At 61.1% G+C, this 17182-nt stretch carries 13 protein-coding genes; 9 read left to right on the top strand and 4 right to left on the bottom strand.

Going from position 1 to position 17182, the window contains the following annotated elements; translation table 11 throughout:
- Window positions 1-35 precede the first annotated feature (35 nt).
- Window positions 36-4265 carry a HEAT repeat domain-containing protein gene (locus BP737_RS00695; RefSeq protein WP_292410930.1) on the bottom strand — a complete coding sequence of 1410 codons (4230 nt, stop codon included), beginning with the start codon at window positions 4263-4265 and terminating at the stop codon, window positions 36-38.
- 366 nt (window positions 4266-4631) lie between these two features.
- Window positions 4632-5237: a helix-turn-helix domain-containing protein gene (locus tag BP737_RS00690; protein ID WP_292410929.1), complete on the bottom strand. Its 606-nt coding sequence runs from the start codon at window positions 5235-5237 to the stop codon at window positions 4632-4634.
- 307 nt (window positions 5238-5544) lie between these two features.
- On the opposite strand from BP737_RS00690, the gene BP737_RS00685 reads away from it, so the two are divergent.
- From BP737_RS00685 to BP737_RS00660, 6 genes are all read left to right on the top strand, one after another.
- Complete coding sequence (locus tag BP737_RS00685; RefSeq protein WP_292410928.1) at window positions 5545-6057, top strand: hypothetical protein; 513 nt, start codon at window positions 5545-5547, stop codon at window positions 6055-6057.
- Complete coding sequence (locus tag BP737_RS00680) at window positions 6057-7064, top strand: hypothetical protein (RefSeq protein WP_292410927.1); 1008 nt, start codon at window positions 6057-6059, stop codon at window positions 7062-7064. The genes BP737_RS00685 and BP737_RS00680 overlap by 1 nt, the downstream gene beginning before the upstream one ends.
- Window positions 7028-7723 (top strand): HAD family hydrolase, encoded by a 696-nt coding sequence (locus tag BP737_RS00675; RefSeq protein WP_292410926.1) that lies wholly within the window; start codon window positions 7028-7030, stop codon window positions 7721-7723. The genes BP737_RS00680 and BP737_RS00675 overlap by 37 nt, the downstream gene beginning before the upstream one ends.
- A gap of 201 nt (window positions 7724-7924) precedes the next feature.
- Window positions 7925-8083 carry a hypothetical protein gene (locus BP737_RS00670; protein WP_292410925.1) on the top strand — a complete coding sequence of 53 codons (159 nt, stop codon included), beginning with the start codon at window positions 7925-7927 and terminating at the stop codon, window positions 8081-8083.
- A gap of 11 nt (window positions 8084-8094) precedes the next feature.
- On the top strand, window positions 8095-8850 hold the full coding sequence (locus tag BP737_RS00665) for a heparan-alpha-glucosaminide N-acetyltransferase (RefSeq protein ID WP_292410924.1): 756 nt from the start codon (window positions 8095-8097) through the stop codon (window positions 8848-8850).
- Window positions 8851-9227: 377 nt separating this feature from the next.
- Window positions 9228-10307: a TerC family protein gene (locus tag BP737_RS00660; RefSeq protein ID WP_292410923.1), complete on the top strand. Its 1080-nt coding sequence runs from the start codon at window positions 9228-9230 to the stop codon at window positions 10305-10307.
- Window positions 10308-10491: 184 nt separating this feature from the next.
- Here the strand turns inward: BP737_RS00660 and ade are convergent, their stop codons facing one another.
- Complete coding sequence (ade, locus tag BP737_RS00655) at window positions 10492-12138, bottom strand: adenine deaminase (protein ID WP_292410922.1); 1647 nt, start codon at window positions 12136-12138, stop codon at window positions 10492-10494.
- An 8-nt stretch (window positions 12139-12146) separates the two neighbouring features.
- Window positions 12147-12506, bottom strand: coding sequence for a hypothetical protein (locus BP737_RS00650; protein WP_292410921.1), 360 nt, complete (start codon window positions 12504-12506; stop codon window positions 12147-12149).
- 434 nt (window positions 12507-12940) lie between these two features.
- Between BP737_RS00650 and BP737_RS00645 the strand changes: the two genes are divergently transcribed.
- The 3 genes from BP737_RS00645 to BP737_RS00635 are packed head-to-tail and all read left to right on the top strand — an operon-like array spanning window position 12941 to window position 17161.
- Entirely contained in the window at window positions 12941-13819 is an 879-nt protein-coding gene (locus tag BP737_RS00645; protein ID WP_292410920.1) for a ParA family protein, read from the top strand.
- 3 nt (window positions 13820-13822) lie between these two features.
- The gene (locus BP737_RS00640) at window positions 13823-16669 is read left to right on the top strand and encodes a methyl-accepting chemotaxis protein (protein ID WP_292410919.1); all 2847 of its coding nucleotides are present in this window, start codon (window positions 13823-13825) and stop codon (window positions 16667-16669) included.
- A 12-nt stretch (window positions 16670-16681) separates the two neighbouring features.
- Window positions 16682-17161, top strand: a complete 480-nt coding sequence (locus BP737_RS00635) for a chemotaxis protein CheW (RefSeq protein ID WP_292410918.1) — start codon at window positions 16682-16684, stop codon at window positions 17159-17161.
- Window positions 17162-17182 lie beyond the last annotated feature (21 nt).

Below are 17182 nucleotides of genomic sequence, written 5' to 3'. Positions count from 1 at the left end.
TCCCGGATTCTTGACGAAACCTCCCCTCTGCACCGCTACTCGCCCGATGCACCGCCGGTCCGCTCCCGGATCCGCTCCACCGCGTCTTCGGCAGCCTTCCTGACATACCAGTCCTCATCGTTGAAGATATTCCTGAGAGCCTCGACCGCCCGTGCATCCCCGATCTCGGCCAGCACATCCGCCGCACGCTTCCTGACATCGCCGTCCCCGTCGCCGAGAGCGGAGACGACGGAAGCCATGGCAGGGGCTCCGATCGCAACGAGCGCCGCCGCAGCCTCTCGCCGGTTGCTGTAGTAGTCGTCGTGGAGGAGGGTCATGAGCGCCGGGACCGACCGGGGGTCGCGCAATTCACCGAGGGCCATGGCCGCCCGCCGCCGGATGCTGTCGTCGCGGTCGTTGAGCACCGCGACAAGCGGCTCAACCGCCGCTTCGCCCACCCGGGCGAGATCGCTCCACTGCTCCTTCGCGATCAGGTAACGAACCGTCTCCTCCCCCGGCTCCGGGGACCAGCCCAGACGGTCGAGGGCATCCGCGGCCCCGGCACGGACACGGAAATGCCCGTCCGTGAGCGCACCGGGGAGCAGCCGCACCGCCGCATCGCCGATCAGCACAAGAGCCGTAACCGCACCCCTCCAGGCCGTATCGTTCCCCTCCCGGAGGACGGACAGAAGCGGCTCGACTGCCGCCTCGCCCAGCATGCCGAGCGCCCGCACCGCAACGCGCCCCACGCGCCAGTCGTCATGCAGGAGCGCATCGGTAAGCGGCTTGATGGACGTCGGGCTTCCGATCTTACCGAGCGTCGCCGCAGCTCCCATCTGGACCGCCGGGGAGCCCTCTCGAAGAGCCCGGACCAGCGGATCGACCGCGGGGTCCCCGATAGCGACAAGCGCACGCGCCGCTCCCAGGCGGATGCGCCAGTCACGGTCTTGAAGGGCGTCGATGAGCGGCACGACCGCGGGCGCCCCGATCAACTTGAGTGCCTCGACCGCCTTCCTCTGCCTGCCGTCCTGCTCCGTACGGAGTTCGTCGGTCAGTCGCGCGACCGCGGGAGCCCCGATCATGCCGAGCGCCCGGGCCGCACCCATCTGGATTGCGCTGTCGGGATCGTTGAGCGTCCGGATCAGCAGTTCGACGGCACCGGGCCCGGTCTCTGCAACAGAGGCCCACTGCTCCTTTGCGATCAGGTAGAGGACGGTCTCCTCCCCGGTCTCCGGAACCCAGCCGGCTCTACCAAGGACCTCCGCCGCGCCCAGCCGCACACGGTAGCGCTCGTCCGAAAGTGCTTCCATAAGGCCGGCCGTCGACGGTCTGCCGATCCGGGTGAGCGTATCGATCACCCCGATCCTGAGGGCACCGTCCGGATACCCCAATGCTCCGATAAGCCGGCCGATAGCGATATCGCCGAGGCCGACGAGCACATCCCCCGCCCGTTGTCGGATCCGGGCGTCGTCGCTCCCGAGCGCACCGACCAGGACATCGACACAAGGTTCGCCCATTGCCGCCAGGATCTCTGCCGTAATTTCGCCCGTGTCGGAAAGCCCGAGGGTTGGAACGAGCGCACCGGCAGCGGGGCGCCCGACCCGGACCAGCACCCCGGCGGCAGCCTGCCGGAGCGCATCGTCGCCGAGAGCACGGATCAGCGGATCTACGGCTGCTTCGCCGATCCGTACCAGCGTATCGCCTGCGAGCGCGGAACCGGCCTCATCGCCGAGCAGGCGGACCAGAGGAGGTACCGCAGGCGCCCCGATCCGGGCAAGCGCTTCCGCCGCACCCATCTGCACGCCGGGGTCCGGATCGCCGAGCCGCGCAACCAGGGGGTCGACGGCCGCAGCCCCGAGGGCCGGAGTGTCGGACCACCGCTGCAGCGCAATCAGGTAGACAACCTGCTCCTCCTCTCCTGCAGGAGCCCAGCCAAGCCTCCCGAGGACGGTGGCGGCCCCCATGCGGGTCAGGACGTTCTCATCGCGAAGCGCGGCGGCAAGCGACCCGGATGAGGCGTCGCCGATTCCGGTGAGCGCCGCCACTGCTCCCGTGTGCCCGTCGCCGTCCTCGCCGAGGAGGGAGATAAGGGGGCCTATCGCAGGCGCACCGATGCCGACCAGGGCGTCGACGGCTTTCCGGTGAAGGCGGTCGCCGCCGCTCCTGACGAGTTCAACGAGTGCCGGAACCGCTTCGTCCGCCCCGAGTCTGCCCAGCACCTCGACGGCATTCGAGAGGGCGGCACCGGTCCTCTCTTCAAGCAGCGCAAGAGTCGGAGGTACGGCTGGCTTCCCGATGGCAACGAGCGCATCCGCCACTGCCGGGGCAACGGCCTCGTCGGCAAGGGCATCCACGAGCGGCCCGACAGCCGCAGGATCGCCGATCTCGCCGAGCGTCGCCGCAGCTTCGCCGCGTATGCGGTCATCGCCGCCGTTGAGCGTCCGGATCAGGGGCTCGACCGCCGGCGCACCCATCAAGGCGAGTTCCACCCACTCCTCCCGGGCGATCAGGTACCATGCCCGTTCGGTGTCGCTCCAGGGCTCCCAGCCCATCCGATCCAGGATCGTAGCGGCAGGAGCACGGGACCGATCGGAGGTCAGTGCCTGGATCAGAGATGGGACCGCCGCGTCGCCGAACGCACAGAGGACGTTTTGGAGCGCCGCCTGCACGTCCGCATCCGCGCCGTCCAGGGCCTGGATACATGCCTCTATCGCCGGCTCCCCGATCTTTATCAGGGTTGCCGCCGCCGTATTCCGGAGGGAGGAGTCGGAAAGCAACCGGATGAGCGGATCGACCGCGGAAGACCCGATCTCTGCGAGTGCCATCGCCGCCAGCGGCCGCACCTCATCACCTGCTTCGCGCAGGAGATCGACCAGAGGACCGACCGCTGCACCGCCGACCTCCCCGAGGGTCCGGGCGGCATTCCACCAGATCTCCCGATCCGGAGACCGCAGGATGCGGATGAGAGGATCGATCACGGCTTCACCGTGTTCCGCCACATCGAGCCACGCCTCGGTGGCAATAAGATACCGGATTGTTCCGGCTTCATCAGGCGCCTTCCACCCGAGTTCCCGAAGAACAGAAGCGGCAGCCCTCCGGATGCCCCCGTCGGGCGCATCGAGAGCATCGACAAGGGCAGGGACAGCCGCCTCGCCGATTTCATGGAGGGCATAGAGGGCACCGAACTGCACTTCGTCGTCGGTGCCGGCAAGCACTGCGATGAGCGACGGCACGGCAGGTTCGCCGACACGCACAAGCGTTGCAGCCGCTCCTGCCTGCGTCCCGGGATCTCCAAGTGCAGCAATCAATGCCGGAATTGCATCTTCGCCGATCAGGGCAAGGGCTTCGGCGACACACCACCGCCTCCCGTCGTCCACAAGAGCAAGAGCCCGGATCAGAGGAGCCACGGCGTCGATTCCGCGCTCTGCGAGGGCATGTGCGGCGCGTTCACGGATACCGGCATCGTCACTGCCGAGGTCGTCGACGAGTGACGCAATGGGACGCTCTTCCACGACAGAAACTACCGCAGGTTCGTCAGGACCAGACTCATCCTCCGGCAGGCAGGCATCACGGACGAGGCCCGGAAGAGACGGTTCATCGCCCTTATCGTCGGAGTCGGGCGGTTTGAAGGGTTTGGAGTTCACCGGGAGCGGATCATCCATGGAACGCTCCGGAAAATTGTCCGGGTCGTCGGACGCGCCGTCATCCGGGCTGTGCCGTGGAGGAAGGGCAGGGAGCCTCTCCGCTTCGATCGGTTTGCCGGAAGAAAGGTCCGCACCCGGTTTCTCCCCGTAGATGAGGCTGTCAAACTGCCGAAGGGCCTCGGGGATCTTTTCAAATCTATTGAGAATATTTTCTTCGCCGTCAGCACGGGCGGGTTCGTCCGGCGCACTGGAATCCGGCAGGGAGGCGCCAGGGTCAGGGTCGTGACCCCCCGAATCGTCCTCCTTGCCGCCCCCTTCGGCGGACCTCTTCATCCGGTACCTGAGGAACGAAGATCCATTCGGCCCGAAGAGCCCGGGAAAGCATACAATGGGGCATGCTGCATCGATCGCCGGCACCGAAGACACCCCCAGTACCTCCGCTCCAAGAAAAAGGAGAATAATACAGGTGCCCCAGAAGATCGCACGCCAGAGGCCACACGATATCCCGAAACTGGCACGGTCATCGGGATGGGGCACCTCCCCACCTTCGCAATCTAACGGTTTTGCCGTAAAATCGCCGATACCCGCCATGGAATAGGCGAAAGAACAGTCCGGGAATACTCGTGGGCCCTCGACGCACATTAAGAGAACTATACGTCTAAAAATTAAAAATGTTTGTTTTATGTGTCTTATCAATAAGAAAAAATTTAAATAGATCATATTTCAGGAGAGCATATGGGGGGGTCACCCTCTTCCCGGGGCTCCTGCCCCGACGCCCAGGTAGCGCATATCCCTGACAAACAGATGGAAACGACATCGGGACCAGGCCAGATGAGATGCGAGGCACCGGAACGGATATCATACAGGACCGGACAGTGCGGCAGATCCATGCCCGGAAAAACGCCTGACGGTTATCCGGACAGGCGGTATGGCAACTGGCAGAACCGCTGGCGAACGACAGAAACGTTCAGAAAAACTATTGTTTTTCCGCCGTCCCATATGAACCGGTCAGAAACCTTCGTTCATGATCCGTTCAAGTTCTGAACGCTTGATCCGCCAGGACCCCCCACACTTGACCGCCGGGATCCGCTCCTCCCGGATGAACTCCCGGATCCGGCCGGGAGTGAAGTTAAGGGTCGAGGCGACGTCGTCGACGGTGAGCATCCTGTCGCCCGCGCTATGACGGCAGCCGCATCCGATCGTCTCCCAGTCCTCGTCCGGCAGCATGATGGTGATGACCGGTTCGCCGTCGTCTCCCGGCGAGACCGCGGCCTTGAAGGTGAGGTTGGGAACGAGCCCGTTCTGGTAGAGGCTGACCTGGAACTCAAACTCTTCTTTTGTTGTGGCAAAGGCCTTGGCCCTGAATGCATGAAGAGTATCCCATAAGTTCTCCGTGACGGTCTCCTGCGGGATATTCGGGAATGGAACCATACGCTCTGCGGCCCGTGCCGAGACTGCAATCGGGTAGGTGATGCCCGCATCCCTCCCCATCCTGGTGATCTCGATCAGATCCCCGTCGTCGATAGCATCCTGACGCGCTTTCCTCTGTTGATCCGGGTCCGCCAGTCCCCAGATCTCAGCCGGTGTCCGTAATTGTACTTTTCTCGTCTCCATGTGCCAGAATCTCTCCCGGGTATTTTCGCGCTCTTATACCACTGTGGGGGTATGGATCATAAAAGATTTACCAAATATTTTGCGGTATTTTGCGATTTCTTTAGCATCAAAGGCTTTGTTTAAGCACCCCGGCAGTGAAATGCCGTCACGATCCCGCATTCCATCTCATTCAGTTCCAAAATACATGCGAATTGAGCAGATCCGCCCAAGAAAACAGGATATCGTGCTCTGATTACCACTTTTTGATCTTTTTCCCGAAAGAGGGCTCCCGACAAAGCCTATATAGCAGCAGGATGAGTCTTGAGCAGTGATCTCTCCCGTGACACCCGCTTCCGGCGATGCCTACATAACACTTCTGGGACGCTCAACGTGGGCGCTCGTCAACGCTTATCATGCAGTCCTGCGGGAGAAGGGGTTGCGCCTCGAACGGGTCTCAATCGTCACAGAAGAGCCCTACGCGGGAGATGCATCGACCGCAGCCGAAGCAATCCGGGTAGTTTCAGAGGGATACGGGTTCACCCCGGCAATAGATGTGGAAATTCTGCCGGAATTGGACTTTATAAGGGCCGGACAGACAATCCGCTCGCTTGCCGCAGAATTCATCCGGCAGGGGCTCCGCGTGGCGATCGATATCACCTCGGGAAGGAAGGTTACGGTCGCCGGGGCGCTCATCGCGGTCTCACTTGCGGGGCTCGATATCCAGCACATCTACTACCTCTCCATGAAGAGCACCGACGACGTCGCAAAGCCGTATATGATGATCCCGCGCCAGGTCCAGAAGATCCGGGATATCATGGAGGATGCGAGAGGGGTGCCGTGATGCACGACGCGGTCATTCGGGAGGACGAGGTGCAGGTCCTCCTCAACAGTCTCGACGAAGTCCGTGTTTCGTATCCGCTCTATGAGGGGGATATTCTGGTCGCACACCCCGATGGAACCGGCTACGCCCTCGAACTACCCGCAACGCGCGAGACCTTCCAGAACTGGCTCTCCGGGTACGGGCCTATCGCCGGCGAACTTCCATCCTACGCCGACCTTCAGGAATGCATGTTTGCAAGCGGGATCGCGCGTTACACAAACCAGGCCGCCTTTGAATCGATGCGCGTATCCTATGGGCAGCTCAAGAAGGATGTCTTCTTCGGCCTGGATACGAACCTTTTCTACCACGGTTTTGCGTCGAACAACCCGGCGATCAACCACTCCTCCTACCTGATCGTCGATACCGTCCGGGACGAGATCACCTACGCCATCAACCGCAAGTACCCGGCGAAGACGATCGCGGAGATGGCGGCGTGCGCACCGGGCTCGCGGGAGTTCATCGGGGAACTCGAGAACAAGCGGACGAAGCGGTCCCGGAAAGCGGCCTACCTCGCGCTGAAGGAGTACCGGACCATCCGCGACCGGGCGATGGAGATCGCAGCGCCCGGCCCCCACACGCACCTGACGGAAGAGAACGACCGTAACATCGTTCGGGCGCTTCGGAAATTCGAGGAGGAACGGTATGCCCTCCCGGTTCTCCTCACCGCCGATATCTACATGGCCGACCTCTGCATGGCCGAGGGGCTCGAGTACTTCTACTTCGACCGCCCATATAGACTGGAGGGGGCGACCTGCACGGCAGAGGAATTCCGGCGGCTGATCTTCAACCTGGCCGCTGTCTTCGGGTTTATAGGCTGCAACGGTTTCACCGTCTTCGGGGAGTTCGGCGGGAAGGGCAACGACCTCGACGAACTGAAGGTGCGCTTTCGGGATGACGGGACATACCATGAATTCACAAGGGAACTGGAGATATGCAGGCGACTTGCGGCACTCGGCATAAGAAAGTAACGGCGGTCCTCTGCGACATGGACAACACGCTCTTTGACTTCGTCGGAGCAAAGCGGGAGGCATGCCGGTGCGTGGTCGACTACCTCGGGACCGGGGACCCTGAAACGCTCTTTTCGCAGTTTCTCCGGGGGACGTACGGGTTCGAGGACCATAGAAACATCCGCGACTATCTCAGAGACCTCGGGGTGTACGAGCCCGGGACGTTCGACGTCTGCTGCCGCACCTATGAGGACGTGAAACTCGATATGGTCGAGGCGTATCCGGGCGTCGAAGAGACGCTCCGGCGCCTCGCGGACGCCGGGATCGGGCTCGCGGTCGTCACCGACGCGGAGACGTTCCAGGCGCGTCGGCGGCTCAATAAAACCGGGCTCATCGATTACTTCGAGACCGTGGTGACCCCGGATATATCGGGAAAACGAAAACCGGAACCGGACTCCCTTATTTATGCCCTCCGGCGGCTCAATGCGGCCCCGGCGGAGGCGATAATGGTCGGCGACAGCCTGGTCCGCGACATCGCCCCGGGAAGGCACCTAGGCATGACGACGGCGTTTGCCGCCTACGGCGACTGGCGGCAGAGCCGGCCGGCGGAGATCGAGGTGGATATCGTCCTTGCAGCGTTTTCCGAACTCCCGGGCCACGTGGGCATCCCGGGCAGGTAGGTCAGCAAAGCGGCGAGTGGACCTGCGGTCCCGGGACATGCTGTGATGCGCAAGGCCGGGAGGAGGGCGGCCGTAATATAGGCAGAGGGCCCGGGCGGACACGGGAATAACAGTGCCATCCCCGACCCGGGGTAAACGCTTATCTGATTGCCGCCCCATGGACATAGGAGATGCTTACAGAGGATAACGGGGTGGTGAGATATGGGCAGGATCTGTAGCCCGTTTATCGTGATCGAGTGCAGTCGGCAGTGCGGCTTCACCCGTATCTACAACGAGCCTACCGAAGAGCAGAACAGAGAGATCGACGATCTGAAGACCTGCCCTGTCTGCGGCGCCCCCGTCCGGCGAAGATCTTTCTGACGGCCGGGACCATGCCGGGAGAGCGCTACTGGGAGATCGACGTCGCCCGGGGCGTCGCCGTCGTGACGATGATCGTCTTTCATGCGGCATTCGACCTCAACTTCTTCGGGGTGCTCCCGCTCGACGTCTCCGGGGGGTTCCTCCGGATGCTCGCCTACCTGACCGCGTCGACGTTCATCTTTCTCGTCGGGGCCTCGTTCACGATCAGTTACGCCCGGGCCGGGCGACGGCTCGCCGGGAGGGACCTTACGCTCAAGTATGTCCGGCGCGGTCTTACGATATTTTGTTACGGCCTCGTCATCACCGCCGTCACCCGGCTCTTCCTGCCGTCCGTCTACATCGTCTTCGGCATCCTGCACTTCATCGGCGTCGCCGTCCTGCTTGCCCCGCTGTTTGCCCGGTTCAACCCCATAAATCTCATCCTCACGAGCACCGCCTGCATCTTCGCGGGCTATATCGCCGACGCCGTTCCGGGGCCCTGGCCTCTTCTCTGGCTCGGGATTCACCCGGAGTCCTTCGCGAGCCTCGATTACGTACCGCTCCTCCCCTGGTTCGGCCTCGTCCTCCTCGGGATGGCCTTCGGGTCCCTCTTCTACCCGGACGGGAGGCGGGGGTTCTCATTCCAGGCGGCGGAGCCGGCAGCCGTCCGGCCGCTCTCGTTCCTCGGCCGGCACTCGCTCCTGATCTACTTCCTGCACCAGCCCTTCCTTCTCCTCGTGATCGCGGCCCTCGCGCCCGGGGCCATGTCGGGATCGGGGTTCTGGTGAGAGGGCTGGAGCGGTTTCAAGTGCGACGCAGGAACGGGGCAGAAAGTATTTTCGACGGGGGAGCAGAAATGATCAGGTGAGACGATGGGGTGCGGGACCGGTCACCGAAGAACTGAGATATTGCCTGATCGAGATTTTGATAAAGGTACTTCCGTCAGGGAGGGTTTTTCGACGATCCGCTCCCGCAAATCCGCACAAGAGGGGACACCTTGAAGAGAGTTCTAAAGGGGGCTACGTTGCCTATGGCAGGTGTGGCCCGGGAACGATGATGTCGCCCGGAATCTCAAGCAAAGCCGATCTTAAGTTCTATTTCCGCCCCGTTTTATCCCACAGGCATCCTGGCGTGACCGGGACGATGCCCCGGGTTGAGTGATCCTATGACAGAAATAATGGACGCAGCGTGGATCGTATTCATCATCAGCATAGTGGCGCTCCTGGCATTGGACCTCGGCGTCTTCAACCGCAAGGCCCATGTCATAAAACCAAGGGAGGCGCTCTTACAGGTCGCCGTCTTCATCTTCGCCGCGGTGATCTTCAATATCGGGATATATGCCTGGATGGGGCCCCAGGCCGGGCTGGAGTTCACCACCGGCTACATCATGGAACTGATGCTGAGCGTCGACAATCTCTTCGTCTTCGTCATCATATTCGCCGCATTCTGCGTGCCAGCAAAGGACCAGCATAAGGTGCTGTTCTACGGCGTCATAGGGGCTCTGGTGTTCCGTCTGGCGTTCATCATGGCAGGTGTGGCGCTGGTGGAGAGGTTCTCCTGGGTGCTCTACATCTTCGGCGCCTTCCTGATCCTCACCGGCATCAGGATGGTAGTCAAGAAGGAGGAGACAACGGTCGAGCCGGACAAGAACATCCTGGTCCGCGGGTTCAGGAAGATCATGCCGGTCACCCGGGACTACGAAGGCGACAGGTTCTTCGTCAGGAAGCCGGACCGGACCGGCAGGACGGTGCTCTGGGCCACCCCCATGTTCGTGACCCTGCTGGTGGTGGAGACCACCGACATCATGTTCGCGGTGGATTCCATCCCCGCCGTCATCGGCATCACCACCAACTCGTTCATCGTGTTCAGCTCCAATGCCTTTGCCATTCTCGGCCTGAGGTCGATGTACTTCGCGCTGGCGCACATCATGAACGCCTTCTGCTACCTGAAGTACGGTCTGGCCGGTATCCTCAGCTTTGTCGGTGTCAAGATGCTGATCGCCGATATCTACCACGTCCCGGTGGAGGTCTCACTTGCCGTCATCCTCCTGATCCTGGGGGTGGCCGTCGTCGCATCCATGATCCGGAACCGGCGCACCGGAACCTGTCCGGTGGTGGAGGAAGTGCAGGCCGGGGCCTGCCCCGCCCTCAAGAACCTCAATGCCGATGACGCCCCGGCCCTTACGGAAGAGACGGCCCGTTCAGGATCAAAAGACCAAAAGGAGCCCAAGAAAGACGACGAGTGACCTGTATTCAGCAGCGACTCGTCCCCGGCCACCGAACCTGGAAAGGAACGGTGGCCCGTTTTCTCTTTTCTGCATCACCATTCCTCCCCTCTCGTCCGGCTGCCCACCCGTCGAGACAACCGAACGCCAAAAACGATTGATTGTGAGAGAAAGAGCATCTGTCAGGTGCTCTCCCGCCCCCTCTTCACTCGCAGAAGATCGGGACGTCCGCAAAGGCCCGGACGTCGAAAACTCCCCGCTCCGTGACCCGCACCTCCGGGATGACGGTCAGGGCGAGGAACGAAAGGTACATAAAGGGATTCTCGACCGCTCCGAGCCGTCGGGCATGCGCCTCAAGAGCCGCAAGGCGTCTCACGACCTCATCGTGGGGGAGCGCCGACATGAGCCCGGCGCACTCGAGAGGAAGCACGGTCCTGTCATTGCCGGAGACCGCCGCAAGCCCCCCGCCGAGCCGGACCACCTCGCCGACGGCGTGAATGATATCCGCGTCGCCGACCCCGACGGCGACGATGTTGTGGGAATCGTGGGAGACCGACCCCGCTATCGCTCCATTCTGCAGCCCGAAGCCGTGAACAAGCCCGACACCGGAGCCGTTCGCCCGGTAACGGTCGGTGACGACCGCTTTAAGGATATCGCGGTCGGTGTCCGGGACCGCGGCGGCGTCCACCGGACAGCGCAGGTCCCGGGTCACGATCTGCCCGGGCACGATCCCGATCACCCGCGCCTCTCCCCGGCCGGTGATCCGGATGTCGCGGGGTCCCGGGACGCGGGCGTGCATGGGTGCCGCAGGACAGACCGGCGGGCGGTAACCGGCGTCGACCACCTCGACGCCGCGCTTGAACGTCCGCACGACACGGAAACGATCGGGGTCGTCGACGACGCAGAAGTCGGCGATCCTCCCGGGAGCGAGGGCGCCCCGGTCAGAGAGCCCGAACCGCCCGGCAGCGGAGAGCGTGGCCATACGGAGCGCCTGCTCGACTTTGAGGCCGCCTGCAACCGCCTTTCTCACACAATCATCGATATGCCCTTCCCCGACAAGCATGTCGGCGTGCCGGTCGTCGGTGGCAAAGCAGCACCGCGGCGCCGTGCAGGCGTTCACGAGCGGCAGGAGGTCCCGGAGGTTTTTCTCCGTCGACCCCTCCCGGATCATGACGTACATTCCCCGGAGGAGTTTCTCCCTTGCCTCCGCGAGAGTCGTGCACTCGTGGTCGCTTCTCGCCCCGGCGGCGATGTAGGCGTTCAGGTCCTTCCCGGAGAGGCACGGTGCGTGGCCGTCGATCACGGGAAAGAGATCCATCTTTGCCCGGAGGTCCCCGTCCCCGGCGAGAACGCCGGGAACGTTCATCACCTCGGCAAGCCCGACGACCCCCTCCCGCCCCCGGAATCGGGCGAGGTCTTTTGCCGTGAGCACGGCGCCGCCCATATCAAGGGGCGTTGCCGGGACACAGGAGGGGAGCATGACCAGGATGTCGAGCGGCGTTCGCGCTCCTTCGGCGAGTATATACTCGATTCCCGGCGCTCCGCAGACGTTCGCGATCTCGTGGGGGTCGGCGATCACCGTCGTCGTGCCGTGCGCAAGAACGAGCCGGGCATACTCCGCCGGCGTGAGAAGAGAACTCTCGATATGGACGTGGGCGTCGATCAGCCCGGGCACCACGTAGGTCCCCGCAAGGTCGTACTCCCGCTTCCCCTCGTACTCCCCGAGGCCGACGACGTAACCGTCCTTCACCGCAAAGTCCGCACGCTCCCAGACGCACGCAAACGGGTTGAAGACCTCACCTGCGGAAAAGACCGCATCCGCCGGTTCAAGTCCCCGGGCCGCCGCGAGCAATGCCGGGGTCAGGCTGCTACCCCCAGGTCGCGGATGACGGAGGCTCTCCGTTCGGTACCGACAAAGACGGTCAGGAAGGCCCTGTATGATCCGGGCTGCAGGTCAATCGGGATTGTATATTCGTTCTCTCCACGGTCAAGGTAAACATATCGTGCTTCGGAAAAGACCTTGTGCTGTTCAAGCGCGCTCACCTCCATGATCGTTACCTGGAGTACAGCGTTCTCAACAGGTTCGCCGGAATTCGTCACATGGATCTGCAGGGCATCGCCGCTGTAGGTCACCGCTTCAAATGTCGCAGATAAGCATCCGGCAGTCCCGATGAGAACAGTAAGGATCAGTATCAGAAAACCAACGTATTTGCTGGGCATTCGCTTGGAGAACCGGAGGGGCGCACCGTGCCGGTGTAGCGCGGGTCGGGCATCCTCCGCATTACTCTTTCACCTCTATTCATTCACCATTTTGATTGCTAATATTAATATATTGTGAAAAAAGCGCAAATTGCAATCATCCCGTTTTCCGGCCGGTCCGGTGAATGCACGCTCCATCCTCCCGATCGGCCCGGACCAACCCTGTCTCGCAGGAGACGTCGCTGCACACCTATCATCCGTCGAACACAAGAGCGGGAAGAAAATAGCCGGCCCCTGCCTCATGTCGATCCCTCCGTCCAGATGTTCCTCGCAGATACAAACCGGATTAATTAACAGGGTTTCTCAGTCATTTCAAAATCCAAAACATAACCCGCATACGTGAGTATCATAAAAGTAAGTTTAATAACCCGCATTTCAAATAGTGGTATTGAGGGGTGCTGGATATCACAACTGTAGCGTTCGCCCACCACAAAGGTGGCACCGGAAAGACGACATCGTGCCTCAATGTTGCGGGATACCTCCAGAAAGACGGAAAAAGCGTTCTGGTGGTGGACTGCGACCCGCAGGCCAATGCCACCACGGGACTCGGGATCGTCCCCGAAACCCTTGAACTGAGCATGTACGACGTCTTCATGAGCACGTTCGAAGGATTTCCGGACGTCGTGATTGAAGATATCATCATCCCTACGGCATCAGGGATCGACCTGGCCCCGGCAACCCTGGACCTCGTGGGGGTTGAACCCTATCTCTACGGTATCGAGGACAGAGCAGGGCTGCTCAAGGAGGCGCTCGCCCGGGTGAGGGATAACTACGACTTCATCCTGATCGATACGCCCCCGAGCATGGGCCAGTTCGTCATCAATGGACTCGTCGCAGCGGACCACACCATCGTCACCCTCGATTCCGGTACTTTTGCCCTCAGAGGTATGGAAGCCCTTTCAATGGTCTTTGATGACATTAGAGAGATGCTCGGAGAGGACGTCGTAGCGGATTTCGCCATCCTGACCCGCTGGAAGGGTTCAGGCAGCCAGGCGACCGGAACGCGCGGCCTCGCGCTCTTCCTGAAACGGATCTTCTCACCCGGCTCCTCCGCAGAAGAGGAAAAAGAGCAGGAGCGGCTGAAGACTTTTGAATCCGAGGTCAAAAAAACGTTCAAACAGGTATTCACCGTCCCCTACTCACCTGCAATCTATGAATCACAACAACGAGGACTTCCAATCTCCCACTACGCGCCCGAAAACGAGGCGGGCAGAGAGTACCGAGCAATAACAACTGCGCTCCTGGAACTGGACAATGAACATGATGAGGTGTAATCAATGACCGATAAACCTGGAAGGAAAGCACTATTCACCGGGCCGATTGTGCCGGGTACTGCAGGACAGAAGATAGAACAGGGGCCGGTGGTACTGCCGGAGGCCATCGAAGGTGCGCTCCACGCAGGGATCGACGGCGACGACTTGGCGAAGATCGACCTTGCCGGCGTTCCGGAGGAGTTTCGGCCGCTCGCAGTTTCGATTAATGCGCTGCTTGAGAAGACGCAGGAGGAGAAGCGGGACCTCCAGAACAGACTGGAGGCGGCAGGAGCCGCCCGGCAGCGGTCCGAGACGATCGTCCAGGAAAACCCTATGCCCATCCTGGTTGTCGACCCGCAGTTCAAAATTACCCTGGCAAACGCTGCTTATGCCGAGATGAGCGGGATCCCGGAGGGGCAGGTGCTCTCAAGGAGGCTCTCGGACTTCAAGATACTCTCACTGAATGGTTCCGGCCTCCGGCAGGCCATCCGGGAGAGAAAACGCGTGTACGGGGAAGTCGTCGTCGAATTACCCTCGGGGACCCATACACTTGAGCAGTATGGCATTCCGCTTCTCGACGAGAAGAACGAGATCGAGAGCATCCTCATCATCTACAACGATCTCACCCGGCAGCGGGAGGGGGAGGAGGAAAGCCGGCGGATACGGCGCCGCGTCGATACGATGATCAAGCAGAACCCGCTTGCAATCGCGACGCTCCGCTCGGACAAGAGCCGGATCGATATCAACGACGAGTACGTCCGGATGTGGCGGGGGACCCGGGAAGAGACCCTTGCAAAGAAACTCTACGACTACGACATCACCATCCTCAACGACGTGCACTTCTACGCCTGCTACGAGACGAAGAAACCGGCACGAAGCGATGTCATGGTCAAGTGGCCCGACGGCGTGAAGAAATACCTCACCCTGAACGCCATCCCTATCCTCGATGCAAAAGGGGAGATCGAGATGGCCTTCTACGTCTGGAACGACTGGACCGACCTCCATGAGAAGGAGGAAGAAGTCAAGAAGACCGAATACCGGGTGGATGCGATGATCAAGCAGAACCCGCTTGCAATCGCGACGCTCCGCTCGGACAAGAGCCGGATCGACATTAACGACGAGTACGTCCGGATGTGGCGGGGGACCCGGGAAGAGACCCTTGCAAAGAAACTCTACGACTACGACATCACCATCCTCAACGGCGTGGACTTCTACACCTGCTACGAGACGAAAAAACTCGCCAGAAGCGACGTCATGGTCAAGTGGCCCGACGGCGTGAAGAAATACCTCACCCTGAACGCCATCCCCATCCTCGACAAGAAAGGCGAGATCGAGATGGCCTTCTACGTCTGGAACGACTGGACCAAACAGCAGGAAGAGATGGAAGAGATCAAGGAACTGCAGGAACAGACGGACGTCATGGTTCAGGAGAACCCGATGCCGATCCTCCTCTGGAACCCTGATGCGACCCTGAAGATGGCAAACAAGGCGTTCCTGAAACTCTCGGGGTACACCGAAGACCAGGCGTCGAGGCTCACCACACAGGACTTCAAATACCGTTCCCAGTCGGGACAGGGGATTCTCGACACTATACGGACACGGCAGGCAAGCCACGGAGAGGCAGCAATAGAGTTCCCGGCCGGCACCTACCTCCTTGATCGGCACAACATCCCGCTCCTCAACCGTACCGGCAATCTGGACTCGGTTCTCACCGTCTACAACGATATCACGGAGCAGCGGGAGAGAGAAGAGCAGGTTAAAAACCTGATGGAGACTGCAAAGCAGGAGAAAGAGAGACTCGCCGAAAGCGCCGAAGAGCTTGGGGAAGCACTCGCCGCCATGGCACAGGGCAACCTGACGGCGTTTGTGAATGCAGGAAACGACGACCCGCTCCAGGTCGTCAAGAACGATTACAACGCTTCGCTGACCGCCATCCGCACACTCCTCGGAGAAGTGGCAAAAACAGGGCACCAGGTGGACCTGACGACAAAAGAGGTCAGCAAGAGCACCGACGAGATCATCCGGGCCACCGAGCAGGTTGCCACCTCGACACAGCAGTCGTCGGAAGATGCACGCCGGCAACTCGACAAGATCGAAGAGATCGGGAAGGATATCAACGACCTCTCGGCGTCTATCGAGGAGATCGCAAGCACGTCGCAGGAGGTCATGGACCAGGCCGCAAAGGCGTCGGAAGAAGGGAAAGAAGCGGCCTCGCTCGGCGAAGTCGCGGCGAAGAAGATGCAGCTTGTTGAGGGGATCTCCAAGCAGACCGTAGACGAGATCAGCACCCTCAACAACCAGATGCGGGAGATCAACAATATCGTCAAGTTGATCGCCGACATTGCCAACCAGACAAACCTCCTTGCGTTGAACGCCGCAATCGAGGCCGCCCGCGCCGGAGAGCACGGTCGTGGATTCGCCGTGGTCGCAGGCGAGATCCGGAACCTTGCCGGGGAGTCCAAGCGTGCGAGCCAGGATATCGAGGACCTGATCCGGACGATCCAGGCCAGCACCGAGAAGACCACCGGTTCGATGCAGGCGTCTCATCAGGAGATCCAGGCAGGCATCGAGAGCGTCAACAAGGTCATTGTGGGCTTAAACCGGATCGTCAACAGTGTGGAGGTAGTCGCCCACGGCATCACCGAGATCTCGAAGGCCACCGAAGACCAGGCCGGCTCCACCAACGATGTCATGCAGAAGATGGACGAGTCCAACCACATGACCAAGGAGAGCCTGGACCGCACCGAAGACATGGCGGCGCTTGCAGAAGAGGTCAGCGCCTCAACGCAGGAGGTCGGGAGCGCATCTCACGAACTGGCAAGTATGGCCGAACAGATGGAAGCGGCACTCAAACAGTTCAAGATTAACTAGAAGGAGGAGACGATGACAGCACCCGTAGACGTTGTAGAGTTCCAGCTCGGGGAGGAACACTACGCGCTGGACATCCAGATTGCGCGGGAGATCGTGGAGATGATGCCAATCACTCCCCTCCCCCGCGCTCCCGAGTACCTTGCGGGTATCATCAACCTGCGGGGCGAGATCACGAACATCATCGATCTCAGAAATCTCCTCGGGCTCCCGGAATCGGAAGAGGCCGATAGCCGAAAGATCATCGTGCTGATGCCGGACGTAGCAGGCGGGTCGAACGTGGGGATCATCGTCGACGATGTTCACGGCGTCATTTCGGTTCGTGACGACCAGATAGAACACATCAATGAAGGTATCACATCGTCGATCAGCAGTTACGTCAAAGCAATCATCAAGATCGGGGGCGAAGATGACGAGAAGATCGAGACCCTCATCATCTGGCTCAATGTCCAGAAAGTGATCAGCGACATCGGGCACTACCAGAACGCTCCGTAAAGCGTCCGGGACGAGAGAAAG

The sequence above is a fragment of the Methanoculleus sp. UBA291 genome (assembly GCF_002499755.1).
GTDB lineage: Archaea > Halobacteriota > Methanomicrobia > Methanomicrobiales > Methanoculleaceae > Methanoculleus > Methanoculleus palmolei.
Note: the sequence above shows the minus strand (reverse complement) of the source record. Positions and strands in the feature narration are given on the sequence as shown.

Coding starts and splice junctions, on each gene's coding strand:
- BP737_RS00695 (WP_292410930.1), bottom strand. CDS start 4,265: ATGTGCGTCGAGGGCCCACGAGTATTCCCGGACTGTTCTTTCGCCTAT.
- BP737_RS00690 (WP_292410929.1), bottom strand. CDS start 5,237: ATGGAGACGAGAAAAGTACAATTACGGACACCGGCTGAGATCTGGGGA.
- BP737_RS00680 (WP_292410927.1), top strand. CDS start 6,057: ATGCACGACGCGGTCATTCGGGAGGACGAGGTGCAGGTCCTCCTCAAC.
- BP737_RS00675 (WP_292410926.1), top strand. CDS start 7,028: ATGCAGGCGACTTGCGGCACTCGGCATAAGAAAGTAACGGCGGTCCTC.
- BP737_RS00670 (WP_292410925.1), top strand. CDS start 7,925: ATGGGCAGGATCTGTAGCCCGTTTATCGTGATCGAGTGCAGTCGGCAG.
- BP737_RS00665 (WP_292410924.1), top strand. CDS start 8,095: ATGCCGGGAGAGCGCTACTGGGAGATCGACGTCGCCCGGGGCGTCGCC.
- BP737_RS00660 (WP_292410923.1), top strand. CDS start 9,228: ATGACAGAAATAATGGACGCAGCGTGGATCGTATTCATCATCAGCATA.
- BP737_RS00650 (WP_292410921.1), bottom strand. CDS start 12,506: ATGCCCAGCAAATACGTTGGTTTTCTGATACTGATCCTTACTGTTCTC.
- BP737_RS00640 (WP_292410919.1), top strand. CDS start 13,823: ATGACCGATAAACCTGGAAGGAAAGCACTATTCACCGGGCCGATTGTG.
- BP737_RS00635 (WP_292410918.1), top strand. CDS start 16,682: ATGACAGCACCCGTAGACGTTGTAGAGTTCCAGCTCGGGGAGGAACAC.